The following is a 16,698-nucleotide window of genomic DNA, read 5'->3' on the forward strand; positions in this document are numbered from 1 at the left end:
CGCTTTTATGATTATAGTTTAATGGTTGTCTCTACTGCTTTGATTGCCTCATGTAATATGTTCATCATGTCATTGATCTGCTCTTTTGTGATGATTAATGGAGGAGAGAAAACAAGAGTATCCTGTCCGTTAAAGACAACAGAACGCAGAATCAATCCACGCTTTGCGGCTTCTGTAACAACCATAGGTGCTAGAGGCTGCGGAAATCTCTCTTCTTTTTCTTTATCTTTCATAAACTCAATCGCACCCATTAAGCCGAGGGCGCGGACATCACCAATACTTTCAAAAGTCTCCTGCAAGTTTATAAATCCATTTAGCAACTCTTCACCCATTTGGCTTGAATTAGCTATCAAATTTTCACGCTCAATGATTTCAAGGTTCCGAAGAGCGACTGCACATGCTACTGGATGCCCGCTGTACGTATATCCGTGAAGAAGGGTGCCAGTTGAGAGCTTTGTAAAGTCTTCATGCATGCGGCTTGAGATCATAACCCCGCCAAGCTGGGCATAACCGCTTGTGACTCCCTTTGCAAAGCACATCATATCAGGGGCTACATCATAATGATCCATTCCAAAATACGTACCTGTGCGCCCGAATCCTGTAATGACTTCATCTGTAATAAATAAAATTCCGTACTCATCACAGATCTCTCTCACCGCTTTAAAGTATTCTTTTGTTGCGATATGAAGACCTCCTGCTCCTTGAACAGGTTCTGAAATAAAGGCAGCAACCGTCTCAGGCCCCTCTGACTCAATCACCTGTCTTAACGCTTCAGGGGACATATGATCGGCATAATGAAAGTCTGGAGCAAGAGAGTTGGTAAAGTCACGAAAAGCTTGAATTCCTGTGGCACTTGTTGCTCCCATAGCCACACCATGATAGGAATGTGTCCGTGAAATGATTTTTTTACGCTTAGGCTCGCCTTTTAATATCCAGTAATGTCTTGCCAGCTTGTATGCCGTATCATTTGATTCTGAGCCCCCAGAGGTAAAAAAGGTTGCAGTTAGATCTCCTGGAGCAATTTCTGCAAGCTTTGCTGAAAGCCTGATAGCTGGTTCGTTACTGAATGTCGCAAAAGAGGAACTAAATGCTAATGTCGACATTTGTTTACTTGCTACCTCACTTATTTCATTGCGGCCATGACCGATATTGACATTCCATAAAGAAGACATTCCATCGATCACTTTTTGGCCTGACATATCTGTTAAATAAATTCCCTCGCCTTTTGTGAATATGAAAGCAGGTCCATGCTCTTGCTGTGCGCCAATCGGTGAAGTAGGGTGTAAATAATGTTTCTTATCCAATTCACGAAGCTCTTCGATTTTACTTGTTTTTTGTGACATTCCGCACACTCCCCTTTATCTACGTTTCTTCTTATACCTAGATATATTGCAAAGTTTGTGCCAATTTTAATTGCTTGGTAAAGCAATCGTTTATACCAGATTGATCTAATTTTAGATCGATAAAGATAGAAATCGATTAAAATATTAATCGAACAAGTGGATTTGATTTATTATTAAATTAGTCAAACAAAAAAAGACAAGCTTTCGACTCGTCTCCTACCTCTTGTCATTTAAATCAATTTCTTTAATCACACGTGCAGGGTTGCCGCCTACAATTACATTCGTTGGCACGTCTTTTGTGACAACTGCGCCTGCTGCAATCACCGCATTATCACCAATTTTAATTCCGGGATTGATGATCGCACCGCCGCCAATCCATACGTTATCTCCAATTGTGACAGGCTTACCGTACTCTGGACCTTTGATTCGTTCAAATGGATTGATCGGATGAGTGGCTGTGTAAATATGTACTCCTGGTGCAAGCATGCAGTTGTTGCCGAAACGAACTTCACATACATCCAAGATGACGCAGTCGAAATTGGCGAAAAATTGGTTGCCGACGTGAATATTATAGCCGTAATCACATCTGAAGTTAGGCTCCATATATACTTCTTCGCCAGTCGAGCCAAATAAATTTTTGATGGCTTGGATGCGCTCGGCATATTCTGACTCAGTCGTTTCATTAAACATTCGAGTTAAAAATCTTGCCTGTTCACGGTCTCGCATGAGTTCAGCGTCCCAAGGTTCATAAAGTTCACCGTCTATCATCTTTTGTTTCTCCGTCTTCATCCTATACCCCTCCATTATTCCTCTACTGTTATAATCGTACTGATTCCTTCACTCACATTCACTTCATTTCCTTCTATACTATAATGAAATGAAGGCACCGCAATCAACTCATACACTCCAGGCGGCAAAATTAGATCTTTCTCAGCAAAGAAACCCTCCCAAAATTCGTTTTCTTGGGAGTCTGCATCCCATGCCCCTGTTTTAATAAAATTCTCTCTGTGCGGTACGTCTTTTGTTAAGGTGGTATAGAGTAGTGGCAACACCATTGCCCCCTCAAGCTCAAAATCACCATCCAACTGCTTAATATGGTTGTAATAAATGCTCCCGCCATGCCCTATTTTTAGTTCTTCATTTTCACCCATATACGTGCTTTCAGTCCAAGCTTCAATTACTTCCCCGTCCTGATATACTTCTTTATCTGTGTAGATGGTATAAACCATTTCCCCTGTTTGTTTTTCTGACCGTTCATAAGTACGCCCTTCTTGTACCCCCTCTACATCAACTTGATTAGTACCACACGCAGTAAGCAAAGTGACAGCCATAACAATGATTAAACGTTTCATCTCATACACACCTTTTCATTCATCTGACTATTTATAGTGAAACGAAAGAAATGAATAGAAGGTTTCAACCGGATCTCATTGAATAAATGATGGTCCCCTGCAGTGTGCAAAAGATACACTCAAAGTATAAAAAATAACCTATTGTGAAATGGTAAAACAATGGTTTGTTCTCCTATTCATTGGAAGAACCATGTGTTTCCATATATGTATGCTGTTTTATTCACATAAGATGAGTCCAATTTTGCACACGCGCATGTTCATGATTCGGACTTCCAAAAAGATTTGATTCGTTTAAGATAAAGGTAAGCAAGACATCAGTTACCTACTCTTTAAAGCTAGCTAGCAAAATTAGAAAAGGTGATGTTTCATGGCACTAGATCAACGAAGTACTCAATTGCTTCAACTGTTATTAAAAAAAGAAGCTCCTGTTTCGATTCTTGAACTTAGTAAAAGTTTAAGGGTCTCAAGAAGAACTATTTATTACAATCTTGAGAAAGTAAATGATTGGCTTAAGGACAATAAACTTGATCAAGTTCAACAAGTGAAATCAGTAGGGATATTTATTACTACCTCTACGAAGAAAAAGATTCCAGAGCTTTTGAAGCTAAATAGCGATATTCAGTATGAGTATACAGCTCATGAGCGGCAAAAATTGATTTTAATCTTACTTTTTACCAGCCATGAACCTATTTATGTGAAAGACCTGATAACGGTTACTAAAGCTAGCAGGAATTCTTGCTTAAATGATTTGAAAGCGATTAAACAGCATTCTAAGCAATATCGTCTTGAGATCAATTATGAACGAAGCAAAGGTTACTACATCCATGGGCCGGAATTTGAACTTCGAAAATGGTTTGTTAATGCTTTTACCTTTCAAAAAGACAATGACTTTTCAATAGAATTAATGTCTCTTTGGAAGGAAGCAAATCCGAGTTTATTAGAAACAGTTGAACATAATGTTCAGTTGCTGCAGGTACTTCAAAACGATTTAGATGTGCAGTTAAATCCAGAATCTATTGAAGAGCTAACATGGTATATAGCATTTTTCTTAGAGAGAATGAAGCTAGGGGAATATGTCTTTTTAACAAAAGATGAAAAACAGGCTTTAGAGAATAATCGTGCTTACAAAGGAGCAGAACTTCTTAGTCAAGAACTATTCAACTCGAACCAATTATCGGTCCCTGAGGATGAAATTTATTATTTGACCATCTTCTTGTTGAGTTTACGCTCACTCTCTGACAGTCCAATGAGTACTGTAAATGGGCTTGAAGATGTCGTAAGAAAAATGGTGATTGATTTTCAAAGGTATGCATGTATTGAGTTTGAGCACTTCAGAGCGGTTGAAGAGAATCTTTTAATTCATATCAGGCCAGCCTTCTATCGGTTAAAATATGGGATTTCGGCTAAGAACCCTCTAACGAAATCGATAAAAGAGAAATATGGAGATGTCTTTGAACTGACAAAAAAAGTCCTTCCTCATTTAGAACGCTTTGTAGGCGCTGCCATTAATGATGATGAAGCAGCTTACATCACGATGCATTTTGGGGGATGGATGAGAAGAGAAGGAAGTCAGCCAGCTGCACGGAAACATGCGTTGATTGTATGTTCAAGCGGTATTGGAACTTCTCAGATTTTGAAAAGTCAGTTAGAAACCTTATTTTCAACACTTGATTTTGAGGTAGTGACCTCAATAGAAGAATCCAAAACGAAAGCCGACCTGATTTTTACGACAGTTTTACTGCAGAAGCAAACGCTGCCTACATTTCATGTAAATGCGATTCTTAATGATGTGGAAAAAGAGAGACTTCTAACAAATGTAAATCGATTGTTACACCAAAGAGAGTCTTCTTCTAGAACCGGACAATTAAACGAGATTCTACAAGCTATTGAAAAGCATGCTGATATTCACAATGAGAAGCAATTATTAGAAGAGATTGAACACATTCTCTCTAATAAGCAATTAAAAATAAAGGAGCTTTATAAACCGATGCTAAACGAAATTATAGACAAGTCGTCGATTCAGATTGTAGATAACGTTAGCAGCTGGCAAGAGGCTGTGGAAATGGCTTCTGCCCCGTTGCTAGATAACAATTCAATCAGTCAAAGTTATGTTGATGCAATGATTTCAAACATTGATGAACTAGGACCATATGTCATCATTGCACCGCAAGTAGCAATCCCGCATGCTAGACCGGAAAAAGGAGTGAATAGGTTAAGCATGAGCCTTCTTAAACTGAATGAGCCTATTGCTTTCTCAGAAGAAGAAAGGCACCAAGCGTCACTTCTCTTCGTCTTAGCTGCAACAGATAACGAAACCCATTTAAAAGCATTATCTCAATTAACAACGATGTTATCTGAAGAAGAAAATATTGAGAAGCTGCGTCAAAGTGAAGATGTTACTGATATTCAAGTTTTAATTGATAAATATTCAAATTAATTAATTATTGGAGGAATGTAAAATGAAAATTTTAGTTGTATGTGGAAATGGATTAGGAAGCAGCTTTATCGTGGAAATGAACGTAAAGAAAGCACTAGGCGAGTTAGGAATTGATGCAGAAGTTTCACACACAGACTTAGCTACTTCAAAAACAGAAGATGCAGATTACTACATTGGATCTCAAGATATTATCTCAAACCTAGATGATGGCAACCGTCACATTATTCCACTTGTTAACTTGTTAAATCAGCAAGAATTGAAGGAAGCTTTACAAAAACATATTGTTACGGAGGGATAATTATGGCTGAATTAATCATGAATGACATCCTGGGAACTCCCGCCATTCTAGTAGGGTTATTTGCCCTGCTAGGCCTTCTGCTCCAAAAAAAGAGCTCAGCTGATACCGTTTCAGGTACATTAAAAACAATTATGGGATTCGTTATTATTGGAGTAGGTGCAGGAGTCCTTATTTCCTCTCTTGACTTCTTTTCACAAATGTTTGAAAGGGCTTTTAATATTCGAGGAGTTATTCCGAATAATGAAGCCGTAGTAGCAGTTGCTCAGCAAGCATTTGGTACAGAAACAGCAATGATAATGTTATTTGGTATGGTGGCTAATATCGTAATTGCACGTCTTACGCCTTTTAAATATATCTTCCTTACAGGTCATCACACACTCTTTATGGCTTGTATGATTGCTGTTATTTTAAGTACAGGCGGCATGAGCGGAGTACCATTAGTTATCACTGGATCGATTATTTTAGGTTCATTAATGGTCTTCTTCCCGGCAATCTTGCAGCCATATATGCGACAAATTACTGGGAATGATGATATTGCCCTTGGTCACTTCGGCTCTGTCGGATACTTTGTCTCAGGTACGATCGGAAAGTATTTCGGAAATAAAGAAAAAACAACTGAAGATATTAAAGTACCAAAATCTCTTGGGTTCTTGCGTGATACATCTGTAGCGGTTTCACTAACAATGGCGATCTTATTCATTGTCGTAGCATTATTCGCAGGTTCTACTTACATTGAGACGGAGCTAAGTGAAGGAATGAACTTCATTATCTTCTCTATCATGCAAGGTATAACCTTTGCAGCTGGTGTGTATGTGGTTCTTGCTGGGGTACGTATGTTACTCGCTGAAATCGTTCCTGCATTTAAAGGGATTGCTGATAAAATTGTTCCAAATGCAAAACCTGCTTTAGATGCACCTGTAGTATTCCCGTTTGCACCTAATGCAGTAATTATCGGTTTCCTCTTTAGTTTTCTTGCAGGACTCGGAAGTATGTTCATCTTACCAGTATTCGGTCTTGCTTTAATCGTGCCTGGCTTAGTCCCTCACTTTTTTACGGGAGCCGCTGCCGGAGTATTCGGTAATGCAATGGGCGGCCGTCGCGGTGCGATCTTAGGAGCGGTCACAAACGGTATTCTAATTAGTTTCTTACCTGCCCTCTTACTGCCAGTCCTTGGTTCGATAGGATTTGAAGGAACAACATTCGGTGATTCTGATTTCGGAGTTGTAGGAATTCTACTAGGTTGGTTAATGAGTTTGTTTAATTAATATTTAATAACAGTAAAAAAATCGGGCTGTCCCAATAGGTCATTAAAGACCTTAGGGGCAGCCCTATTGTGGTTAAAAAGCTGCTAGCTTACTTGCAGCTAAATGCAATGGATTTTGGACTTTGCCGTACTCTGAAGCGTGGGGACGATCGTCATCATCCTCATATCCATAATCAATCATACGGTTGCGGTTTAAGCATAATTTTGTAAATTGCGGTCTAAGCATATCAAACAGTGTAAAGCGCTCTTTTAATTCTGGAAAACGATTCTGATAGTCAATGATCGTGTTTCTGAGCGAAAGCCAGAATTGCTCTTCATCCATGTACTCATACGTATCTAATATATCAGCGAGATACCTGAAGTGGCAGACGAACAGCCCGGTAAATACAAACTGGCAAAGCCCTTCTCTTCCCTCGCTGCGTAGAACGGGTTTCAATTCATTTGGCAAATGCTCAAGTTCAGGCAGAGGCTCATCACTGACATTTACATCATCAACAAAGTCTTTCATCGCTAAGCGGTGCGGGATATGATTTTTTAACACAACCACCGTATTTTGACCGTGCGGCGAGAAAACCGTTCCATACTTGTAGAGGAAATGAAGGAGCGGCTGCACGACCACATCAAATAATGTTTTCATCCACTCTTTGGTTGTTAAGCCGGATCGTTCGATTAGGGCTGCTACGAACGGCTTCTTCTTATCGTCTATATAAAGAAGGGATGCTAATGTAACAGCATGCTCGTTTTCATCTAAGAAACTGTATATACTCTCCCTCCAGATCGTTCCGAGCATTTCGTGATATTGATAAGGAGCACCAGTTAACTTGGAAAAGTAAGGATGCTCATAATTCATACTGGCAATTTCTCCAGGTAAAATGATACGGCATTCTTTGTTTAAAAATTCATCTTTATCGCGTATGTCGTGAATGTACTCGGTGATCGTAGGTGCGACTACTGTCCGCTCACCTGGTAAGCCGCGGTACACAAGTGTGTTTAGGATGCTCATCGGCAGCTTTACGTGATGCTTATGCTTGGCACTACGGTTCACAAAAGTACGAATCGATTGCTGCGGCAGATAGAGATCATCGCTTTTTCCTACATAAATGATATGTTTATAAGCAATTTCTGATGCGAAATAATATACAATCATCTCATTCCACTGCCATTCATGAACCGGGATCAAATAATACTTACTCGCATCCACTCCCTCATATTCTATCATCTGTACAAAGTGTTGATAGTTTTCCTCACCTAGCTCACTTCTAATCATCGATTCATAATCTACAGTAGAGACGGAATGAAACGTTGCGTGATCTCGGTGAGCAGCAATCCATGAGAGCTGTACTTCCTTTTTTTGTTCCGGAGCATAGGAAAGATAGTCAGTGTAATTAAAACCTATACGCCCTTTATTATATGTTATCCAAGGATGCCCTTCCATCTCTCCTTCAAGCTCTGCATAATCAAGATCAACCAACTCATCAGCTGAAGTCGCTTTTTTCTTTTGCAGAATGTGAGCATCAGCTAAAAGAGTATTGTGGTATTCTTTAATTAAGTGGCCCGTTGTGACGGGATTCATCCCCACGTCATGCTGGATATCTAGAATAAATTGAATAGGATCTTTTGCATGAATCCATTCACCGTCTTTTAGGAACGTTATAGATTCTGGAAAAACATGATAGCTGTCCATTAATCGCTTCTTCGCTTTAAATTGATATTGCGCTTTTTTACCGGTATCCTTTGTTAAAGAAAGTTGATACAGAGCGGCACCCTCTTCTTCACTAACCACAGTGGGGTGAATCATATCTTCATACATAAATTCGGTAATCATTTTAGTGAGAAGCTGTCTTCCTGCTTCGGTCCATACTTCTTCAGTTACTATATCCTGTATACGAGTTTGAGTATTCATTTTTCCACTCTCCTTAAAGAAATTATGCTGCTTTGTTTTTTTCTGTTTTAGTACTCATATTGAATGTGAATAACGCAACGATTATGGCTGTTACACATAGAAAGCCAGCACCGGTAAGTGGTGAAGCTAGAGTGAATGCAGCAGCTGTACTAGAAGCTGCGAGCGGTGCAATGAGAAGTCCGGCATTCTGAAACGTTGAAGCTGCAGCGTACACTTGAACGTGATTTGTGCTTCGATTAAAGATAGTCAGCTCTAGTGCGGCTTGTGAGATGATTAAACAAAAGCCGTACACTATTCGACTCGCCCAAAGCCAGATGAGTTGATCTGTCAAGCCTTGCACAATAAGAGTAAATGCTAATATTGCGAGTGTTACGGTAAAGATCAGCGGTGCCCGGTGTTTGCACCATCCCTTTTGTATGAAAGGAAAAGCAAAGATTGCCATTGCACTTGGCATCATAAACAATAAGCTGCCCTCAAAGCTAGATAGCTGAAATTCATTCATAGTGTAAAGAGTGAAATAGGGACGGATCATGTTGTTTGCTGTGTGAAAGAGCAGCAAAATCAATCCTATGCCCGCTAGTATAAATCCATGCTTTCGGGTAAAGCCCTGCTTAACTTTTGGAGGGCTGATCGTATGTGTATTTAAATATCTTAATGTGACAAAGGCAGTGAACCATAATAAAAGTTCAATGGCTGCTAAACCGATGAACAAGTATAATGGTTGCTCTAGCGCAATGATCCAAGCCCCAGTCAACGTGCCGGTGATCACTGCTGCATGAAATACCATGTGATACATACCAACGACTCGAGTACGCTTTCTCTCACCATTTAACTGAATTAATAACGGATAAATAAAAAACAGGCTGCTTTTTCCTATTAATAATAAAACGGTGAATATCATGAATTGAATCTCATGCTGTGATATAGCCATGCATAAAAGCATCATAGCTGAGATCCATTGCCCCGTATAAATGAGGTGCTTTACTTCAAAACGCTTAGATAAAATCCCCCATATCGGGACGGAAATGACGACTGTCAATCTAGCAATGAAGATATACAGAGCCGTAAATTCCAAGTCTTCTACTCCAAACACCTTAGAGAAAAATTGCGGATAAAATGGTGATAAAATGACATCAGCTAAGATGAAATAGAAGATTAATAGAAACAGCACAGCTTGCTGGACTTTAGTTGAAGTCACGTATGAACTCCAAATTGCTGAAATACATTTCGCTTGCGAACAGGGTACACTTCCTTTTGTGCCAGCTTGTTTATTATCACAGCATTACGATAAGCCCCTAACCCTAAGTCAGGTGCACCAACCCCATGTGTATGCATTTCTCCGTTTTGAACAAATAATTTGTTATCGGTCAATTCTTTTAATTTCAATTCATAGTCGTGTGTAATTTGGTAGCGAGCTTCCTGATCCCAATTAATGATCGACTCTAAATTCTTAATAAAAGAAGGGATCGGGTGTGAGTATCCCGTCGCAGATATGATAACCTCGCTTTTATGTTTGAACATCTCATTTTGTTCCCATTGATTGCAACAAACTGTAAATCCGTTTTCCGTTTTCTCTACTTCAGTTACTTCTGTTTTAGCAAGCAAGCGGACATCAGGTTTATCCCCGCCGATTGAATGTTCATACAGCAGGTCGTAAATATCGGATATTGTCTGAGCGCTGATCCCTTTATACAGCAGGTCTTGCTTTGGCAGCTGCGTATCTTTTACTGATTGAGGTAATTTATAGAAATAATTTATATATTCAGGTGAAAAATGTTCAAGACCAAGCTTTGAGTATTCCATTGGGTGGAAACCTTTTGACCGTGTGAACCAATCCAGCTTGTACTGATAATTAGGCTGCTCCTTTAATAATTCTAGAAATACCTCTGCTGCACTTTGACCTGAGCCAATGACTGTAATGGAATTGGCTTCTCTTAAACGATCACGGTGATGCAAAAATTGTGCAGAGTGAAACAAGTCCTTCCCTTCTTGTGCCTTTAAGCTTGCTGGCATAACTGGAGAGCTCCCGATACCCAGTACCACGTCTTTCGCGTAAAAAGTATTATTTTTCCCCGTTTTCATTTGTATCGTTTCTATTCTGAAGAGCTGCTGTGTCTTATCATGTTCAATTGATTCTACACGCGTTTCAAATTGACAATTGGAAAGCTGTTTAGAAACCCATTTACAATAATGGTTGTACTCTCTTCTTGGGATGTGAAATCTCTCAAGAAAATAAAATTTATAGAGCCTGTCCACTTCATGCAAATAATTAAGGAAGCTGTAGTGGCTTTTTGGGTTCACCATAGTAACCACATCTGCTAAAAATGGGACTTGTAAAGTTGTCTCTTCTATCAAAAGGCCTCCATGCCATTCAAATTCTGGTTTTTGTTCTAGGAATATTGTGTTAAGGTCTGTCCCTTCCTCAATAAGCGCTGCTAAGCCTAAGTTAAAGGGACCAAGGCCTATACCTATTACGTCATACACATTGTCCGTTTCTAAATGGGACATCCTTCCACCTCCTGTAAAATACCTCTCGCTCACAAACCATTAAAAGTCCTTTTTTATCTGGTAAATCGATCTCTTTTATAGGTATAAATCCGCATTTATTAAATACGTGGATCATCTTTTTATTGCGTATATCTGGCTCAGCTACGATTCTCATCGTTTGTTCCTTGGTAAACTGATAGGCTGTCATTGCGCGAAGTATAGGCAAGGCTAATCCTCTACCCAGATAACATTCAGGGCCGATTAATAAATGGATGCCTTGGTCTGTTTCGTCTGCGTCATAATAATTGGCAATCACATCATCACTAGCCCAGTAACTTTCCCAATAGCACATTGGGATACCATCAAGTTCGCCAATATATAAAGTTTGGTGTGTATCTGCTAAAAGCTTTTTTAAATGTGTTTGATATTGGTCGTACGGAAAGTTCTGCTGCCAAAAAGGAATGACATGAGGCTTATGATGCCACTCATGTAAACGAGCAACGTCTTTATCAAACTCAACTTCCCGAAACGTGATGAGATGGTCAAACTCTCCTTCTCGGGTATTCACTGGTTACAAGCTCCTTTCTGACAAGAGGATTATCAATTTCGACGTAAACAGACTGAGTTTCTAGTGAACCGGTCAATTCATCCATATCATGAAAGCGAGTAAGTAAATTCGCTTTGCAAGGAAGTGTTTTTTCATATAATAAACTTTCAATAAGCATTGAAGAACTTTTAGCCGGAATCTCTATCTCTAAAATCGCTTCTCGTAATGTCTCTAAAAGAATACTTTCATCTACTAACCGAGCTACTCCGAAAGCGTTGATTAAACCGAGAATATTATTAAAATAAAAATAATAACGCAGCCTCTCATCAGCTATAGCATCCGAGCAAACGGTATTACTCTTTTCACTAATGCCAGGTAGCACTTGACTTAACTTTTCATAGAAGGATTCCGAAAAGTAGTAGCCTTGATTATCACGATAATAAAACCGGTCAGGATACCCATCTTTTAAATGGATGACACTGTTCTGTTGATGGGCTTCTAATGCAATGCCATGATTTAAGTAAAGCCAAAAAATAGGTTTAAGGGACCTATTGAGATAACGAGTAAACCAATCTACGCTGACTGCTTCAACAGAACGTCCTTCCTTCTCAGCCAAACTTTGAATAATAGCAGCAAGTCTCGAAGGAGGTCCGCTGATTGTATCTTGGCAAATCGCAGCAATTGGTGTGGCATTCCTAGCTTCTTCTTTTTTAAATAGATTTTCTCGCAATATGACCTCAAAGCCTGATTCTTTTTCCCCATCTAGTTTTACTGTTATAAAGGCCGGATCTTTTATTACTTCAAAATTAGGAAATCTCCTTTTTAAATCTTTTCCTATCTCTGTGTCTAATAAGTGCTTTACTTCAACTCCTCGTTCTAACTCCATATTTTTATTGGCACGAACTGAATTCGTAATCTTTATATTTAAAGAGAATTTAAACATATAATCCTCGTTGGGATGATAGACTGTTCGAACGGAGGAAGTCGGCTGATACGCTGCCCCCTGTTTACCTAGATTTTCAATCAATCCGTCATTAATGGCTTGCTGTACCTTTGGTTTTCTCATTAAATAGTCAGCCTGCCATGGGTGAACAGGTATTAATGAATACTCATCTTCCTCGCAGTATTTCTCTTTAAAGTCACTTAAAGTATCTGAATGATCTATAAGCATCTGCTTTATTAAATGAGTAGTTGTATGCTGCACGGCTGAGCGTTCATAAACGAGCGAGCGATGAACACGGAAATAGTGCAGTTGAAACGATCCTCTTAACTCTGGAGAATATTGGGCTGTATCCCACTCGCTGATCCCTTGGCGGCTTTTAGGTGTTGGATGCAATAAATGGCCTAATAATAATGCCTGCTCTGCATCAATAAAATCCATATCGAAAGCAGTTAGGGCACCGGCTTCCTCTAATCTTTCTCGTACAAACATCTCAATATTTTGACAACTTAAAATGACTCTCATCATGAGTTCATCTTGAACGCTTGTTGATCCCCCGCCAGATTCAAGGGTTAATTCTTTAATGACAAGACTTACAAGAGTCAGATAATCAAGCTCAAGCAGGTTGGTCCGCTCCGCATTTTGTGCATAATATAGCGGAAACGAAAAAAGATGTCTCCCGGTGAGCGACCAATATTCAAGCGGGATAAATAAATCAATATTTTGATAAGCGAGCTTAATATGTATTACCTGGCTCACTTCATTATGGTCAATGAGGTGATCATCTATTAATTCGGCAAATTGACTTTTGTTAATTAAAGCTCCCTTACCATCTTCACGCAGGTAGCAGTTCAAAAAGCTTTGAATCGTGGCTTTTTCAGCTATTTGTTTAGCGATCATTATGTCTACCCCTTTCTTCTACTAGTTGTTTCATATAATTTATGATTTCTTTGATATCTTCTATTGTTGTCAACGGGTTTAAAAGGGTAAATTTCAAGTAAATAGATTCGTTCACTCGGGTTTTTGCTATAACTGCAGCTCCTGATTCAAATAACTTTGTACGTATAAATGCATTTGCATCATTAAGCCAATCAGGATCCTCTCTATGCTCTTTAGGAAAGTACCGATATACAACTGCATTTATTTCAGGTTGATGAATGATTTCAAAGTTGGAATCCTCTTCTAATAAAGCAGCTGTATGTTGGGCTAGGTCTATTGTGTAATCTACCATTTGAGCAAATGTGTCCTTTCCTAACACTTGTAGAGAAGCAAACAATTTAAGTGCATCAAATCGTCTTGTTGTTTGAATAGATTTGGTTACAAGATTAGGTATGCCATCATTTTCATCTTCTTCGGGATTTAAATAATCGGCATGAAGTTTAAGGTAGTTGAAATGCTCCTCGTTCTTTAATAGAAAAGCCCCGCAGCTGATTGGTTGGTAAAATAATTTGTGAAAATCAACCGTGATCGAATCAGCTTCCTTAATTCCTTCTAATTTGTGGCTATGTTGTTCGCTAAGCATCAGTGCACCGCCATATGCAGCATCAACATGAAGCCAAACATTATATTGATCAGCAACTCGTGCTATGTCGTTAAGAGGATCAATGCTGCCGAAGTCCGTTGTACCAGCCGTTGCGATGATTGCAAATGGAATAAGATTTTCTTTTTCTGCTTGATGCAGCTTCTCTTTCAGTTTATCTATGGACATTCGGTGATGCTGATCCGTCTCTACAGGAATCACTGCTTGTTCACCTAAACCAAGCAAGAAGGCTGATTGACGTACAGTAAAATGGGCATCAGCTGAGCAGAAAATTCTCATTCTCCCAGCTTCTTTTGGAAGTCCATTTTGTTGGGTATCCCAGTGAAACTTCTTATATAAAAAATGATCCCGTGCAAGTAATAATCCCATTAAGTTGGATTGGGTACCGCCGCTTGTGAAAACACCATTTGCTGTTTTATCTTCATAAAAGAGGTCACGCAGCCACTTCACCATTTTTTCTTCTACGACCGTAGCAGAGGTACTTTGATCCCATGAATCCATTGATTGATTGGATGCGCTTATCAGCACCTCTGCTGCTAAAGCTGATGTTAACGGCGGGCAATGCAAATGGGCCAAACATCTTGAATTCGTCACTTGAATGGAGTGCGCAGTAACGGTTTCCCCGATTTTCTCCATTACTTTACCTATTGAGAGACCTCTTTTTGGTACGATATCCGGGAAAGCTAATTCTAAGCCTTGTTTTATGGAAGCTTGAGAAAGTCCGGTGTAAGGGTGACTTTGACTAGTTACTATTTGTGAAAACACGTCTTTTGCTGTTTGGATTGCTGCATGATATTCAGACATACTTTCAATATCCTTCTGCGGAAAAAACCGTTTAAAGTGGTTATTGTTTATTAGGCTCGTTTTGAATTCCTCAAGCTGAGTCAATTCCATTTCTATCCCTCCTAGTATTTTAAACACCAAAAGATAATGAAAATCATTATCAATAACTCTTGTTGGCTATGTTAGTTTAAATGATAATCATTGTCAATTGAAAATGGAGATTCAGTAAAATGGTCACCCATTTAAATACGCGTGTGATTATTTACACTCATGCTTATCATTACAGTCCTAAATTCATAAAAAAAGAACGTGTGTTGACTACTCAACACACGCTCTTCCTATGCACTTGCACTCTTTTTTTGTTTCAGCTTACGGTACAGGTATAGGCACACCCAGCTGCCAATCAAGGCAATTGGAACAATGAGAAACCGGTAAGGACTGCTCGGTTGAAGCCATTCAATATTCGTATACGGCCCCAAAAACAATAAAATCAATAAAATGACAAAACCAGCTGCTGCACGAATTACATAATCAATCATTGGAAACCTCGCTTATACATTCATTATCTTATCTAAGTGTATCATTAAAGATAAACTTATATAAACAATATTTCTTAATGATTTATCGTTTTTTCACCATAAACTCCTCAGGGTTTAAACCCTCAGATTCAATCACAATAGCCGTCAGACCGTTATCTGTCCCAGTTTCATGCCACTCGCCTTTCTCCCAAAACACTGCATCTCCTTTTTTGATGGAACACTTTTCATCCTCTGTACGGACCCAGCCTTCCCCTTCTACTATCAAAAGAAGTTGTGGTACGGCGGCTTGGTGATAGCCAATAAGTCCTCCTTCACCCAAATGCATACAGCCAATTTGTGCAGTAGAATCAAGTTTTGCGATTTTTGTCATCATGAAATTTGAGTCAAAATGTGTTACTTTTTGACCAGTTTCTTTTTCAAAATTAAATAGCTGCAAATGAGATCCCCCCGATTATTGCAATATAAACACATAGATAAGCATAGCTGAAAGGCCGATAACCCAAATCGCGCTGCTGATTACATATTGTTTAGACCTCTTCAAGTACTTCCATTCCATAAAAGTATCAAAAGCATTAGAGAGGATTAAATAACTAAAGATATACCACAAGAAAAGTTCGCCAAATTCATCAAGGCTTACCACAGGAATTAATCCAATAATAAATACAATGAGCATGCCAAGTTTCACCCAGTTATAAATCTTTTTCCCACTAGTTTCACTGACATATCGATGTTTTACACCAAGCTTCTTACGCAATACTCTCTCTACTAAAAAAATGATGAATGCAACAATAATTAAATATAGAAAAAATTTCATAAGTTATTTAGTTTTTCATTGATTTGCTTTAAGTGATGTTGATCATGTTTCACAAAAATCTTCACGAAGCTCTCAGGGGAGAATTGACGCTTGCCTCCACCGATTGTAAAGCGAACATCCGGCTCTAGCTCTGATAAACGTTGAACAAGCTCTTCACGTACATTAGAAAAACGGTCAATAATCGATCGAACGGATTCATTTTCAAGCAATTTTAATCCTTCGCTGTTATGTGAGTCATGGTCAGGGAATGCGACTAAATCACCCCCTTCTGCCATGTGTGGCACCATTTTCTGAAGAATGAAATGATCCCAGTAATACATATGTGCGACGATTTCCCTAACCGCCCACTTGTCTTTGCCAATAGGTTCAGTAAGTGAACTAGCAGGGTAAACAGCTAAGCTCTTAATAGGTTCTATCGTTTGGTGATAGGAGATTAAGGTTTTGTTCATGA

At 39.1% G+C, this 16,698-nt stretch carries 16 protein-coding genes; 3 read left to right on the forward strand and 13 right to left on the reverse strand.

Annotated elements, in window-relative coordinates:
- Positions 1–11 precede the first annotated feature (11 nt).
- The 3 genes from PQ478_RS09650 to PQ478_RS09660 all read right to left on the reverse strand — a co-directional run bounded on the left by PQ478_RS09650 (position 12) and on the right by PQ478_RS09660 (position 2,695).
- The gene (locus PQ478_RS09650) at positions 12–1,343 is read right to left on the reverse strand and encodes an aminotransferase family protein (RefSeq protein WP_289236686.1); all 1,332 of its coding nucleotides are present in this window, start codon (positions 1,341–1,343) and stop codon (positions 12–14) included.
- A gap of 216 nt (positions 1,344–1,559) precedes the next feature.
- Positions 1,560–2,132 carry a sugar O-acetyltransferase gene (locus PQ478_RS09655; RefSeq protein WP_289236687.1) on the reverse strand — a complete coding sequence of 191 codons (573 nt, stop codon included), beginning with the start codon at positions 2,130–2,132 and terminating at the stop codon, positions 1,560–1,562.
- 14 nt (positions 2,133–2,146) lie between these two features.
- Positions 2,147–2,695 (reverse strand): hypothetical protein, encoded by a 549-nt coding sequence (locus PQ478_RS09660; protein WP_289236688.1) that lies wholly within the window; start codon positions 2,693–2,695, stop codon positions 2,147–2,149.
- Between the two features lie 367 nt (positions 2,696–3,062).
- On the opposite strand from PQ478_RS09660, the gene PQ478_RS09665 reads away from it, so the two are divergent.
- From PQ478_RS09665 to ulaA, 3 genes are read left to right on the forward strand one after another with little or no spacing between them, the layout of a single operon-like run.
- Entirely contained in the window at positions 3,063–5,132 is a 2,070-nt protein-coding gene (locus PQ478_RS09665; protein ID WP_289236689.1) for a BglG family transcription antiterminator, read from the forward strand.
- A gap of 22 nt (positions 5,133–5,154) precedes the next feature.
- Positions 5,155–5,430: a PTS sugar transporter subunit IIB gene (locus PQ478_RS09670; RefSeq protein WP_289236690.1), complete on the forward strand. Its 276-nt coding sequence runs from the start codon at positions 5,155–5,157 to the stop codon at positions 5,428–5,430.
- 2 nt (positions 5,431–5,432) lie between these two features.
- Complete coding sequence (ulaA, locus tag PQ478_RS09675; RefSeq protein ID WP_012958664.1) at positions 5,433–6,695, forward strand: PTS ascorbate transporter subunit IIC; 1,263 nt, start codon at positions 5,433–5,435, stop codon at positions 6,693–6,695.
- Positions 6,696–6,767: 72 nt separating this feature from the next.
- Here the strand turns inward: ulaA and PQ478_RS09680 are convergent, their stop codons facing one another.
- The 10 genes from PQ478_RS09680 to PQ478_RS09725 all read right to left on the reverse strand — a co-directional run bounded on the left by PQ478_RS09680 (position 6,768) and on the right by PQ478_RS09725 (position 16,696).
- Positions 6,768–8,597, reverse strand: a complete 1,830-nt coding sequence (locus tag PQ478_RS09680) for an IucA/IucC family protein (RefSeq protein WP_289236691.1) — start codon at positions 8,595–8,597, stop codon at positions 6,768–6,770.
- 22 nt (positions 8,598–8,619) lie between these two features.
- The gene (locus PQ478_RS09685; protein ID WP_289236692.1) at positions 8,620–9,795 is read right to left on the reverse strand and encodes an MFS transporter; all 1,176 of its coding nucleotides are present in this window, start codon (positions 9,793–9,795) and stop codon (positions 8,620–8,622) included.
- Positions 9,792–11,105, reverse strand: a complete 1,314-nt coding sequence (locus PQ478_RS09690) for a lysine N(6)-hydroxylase/L-ornithine N(5)-oxygenase family protein (protein WP_289236693.1) — start codon at positions 11,103–11,105, stop codon at positions 9,792–9,794. Before PQ478_RS09690 ends, PQ478_RS09685 begins: the two co-directional genes overlap by 4 nt.
- Complete coding sequence (locus PQ478_RS09695; protein WP_289236694.1) at positions 11,074–11,652, reverse strand: GNAT family N-acetyltransferase; 579 nt, start codon at positions 11,650–11,652, stop codon at positions 11,074–11,076. The genes PQ478_RS09690 and PQ478_RS09695 overlap by 32 nt, the downstream gene beginning before the upstream one ends.
- A complete protein-coding gene (locus tag PQ478_RS09700) occupies positions 11,627–13,474 on the reverse strand; it encodes an IucA/IucC family protein (protein ID WP_289236961.1) in 1,848 nt (615 codons plus the stop codon). Before PQ478_RS09700 ends, PQ478_RS09695 begins: the two co-directional genes overlap by 26 nt.
- Positions 13,461–15,005 (reverse strand): pyridoxal phosphate-dependent decarboxylase family protein, encoded by a 1,545-nt coding sequence (locus PQ478_RS09705; RefSeq protein ID WP_289236695.1) that lies wholly within the window; start codon positions 15,003–15,005, stop codon positions 13,461–13,463. The genes PQ478_RS09700 and PQ478_RS09705 overlap by 14 nt, the downstream gene beginning before the upstream one ends.
- 227 nt (positions 15,006–15,232) lie before the next feature.
- Complete coding sequence (locus tag PQ478_RS09710; protein ID WP_012958669.1) at positions 15,233–15,433, reverse strand: hypothetical protein; 201 nt, start codon at positions 15,431–15,433, stop codon at positions 15,233–15,235.
- Between the two features lie 82 nt (positions 15,434–15,515).
- Positions 15,516–15,869: a cupin domain-containing protein gene (locus PQ478_RS09715; protein ID WP_289236696.1), complete on the reverse strand. Its 354-nt coding sequence runs from the start codon at positions 15,867–15,869 to the stop codon at positions 15,516–15,518.
- A 15-nt stretch (positions 15,870–15,884) separates the two neighbouring features.
- The gene (locus tag PQ478_RS09720) at positions 15,885–16,247 is read right to left on the reverse strand and encodes a DUF4181 domain-containing protein (protein WP_289236697.1); all 363 of its coding nucleotides are present in this window, start codon (positions 16,245–16,247) and stop codon (positions 15,885–15,887) included.
- Entirely contained in the window at positions 16,244–16,696 is a 453-nt protein-coding gene (locus PQ478_RS09725) for a DinB family protein (protein WP_289236698.1), read from the reverse strand. The genes PQ478_RS09720 and PQ478_RS09725 overlap by 4 nt, the downstream gene beginning before the upstream one ends.
- Positions 16,697–16,698: the final 2 nt, after the last annotated feature.

The organism is Alkalihalophilus pseudofirmus (assembly GCF_029094545.1).
In the GTDB taxonomy this organism is placed as follows: domain Bacteria; phylum Bacillota; class Bacilli; order Bacillales; family Bacillaceae_D; genus Alkalihalophilus; species Alkalihalophilus pseudofirmus.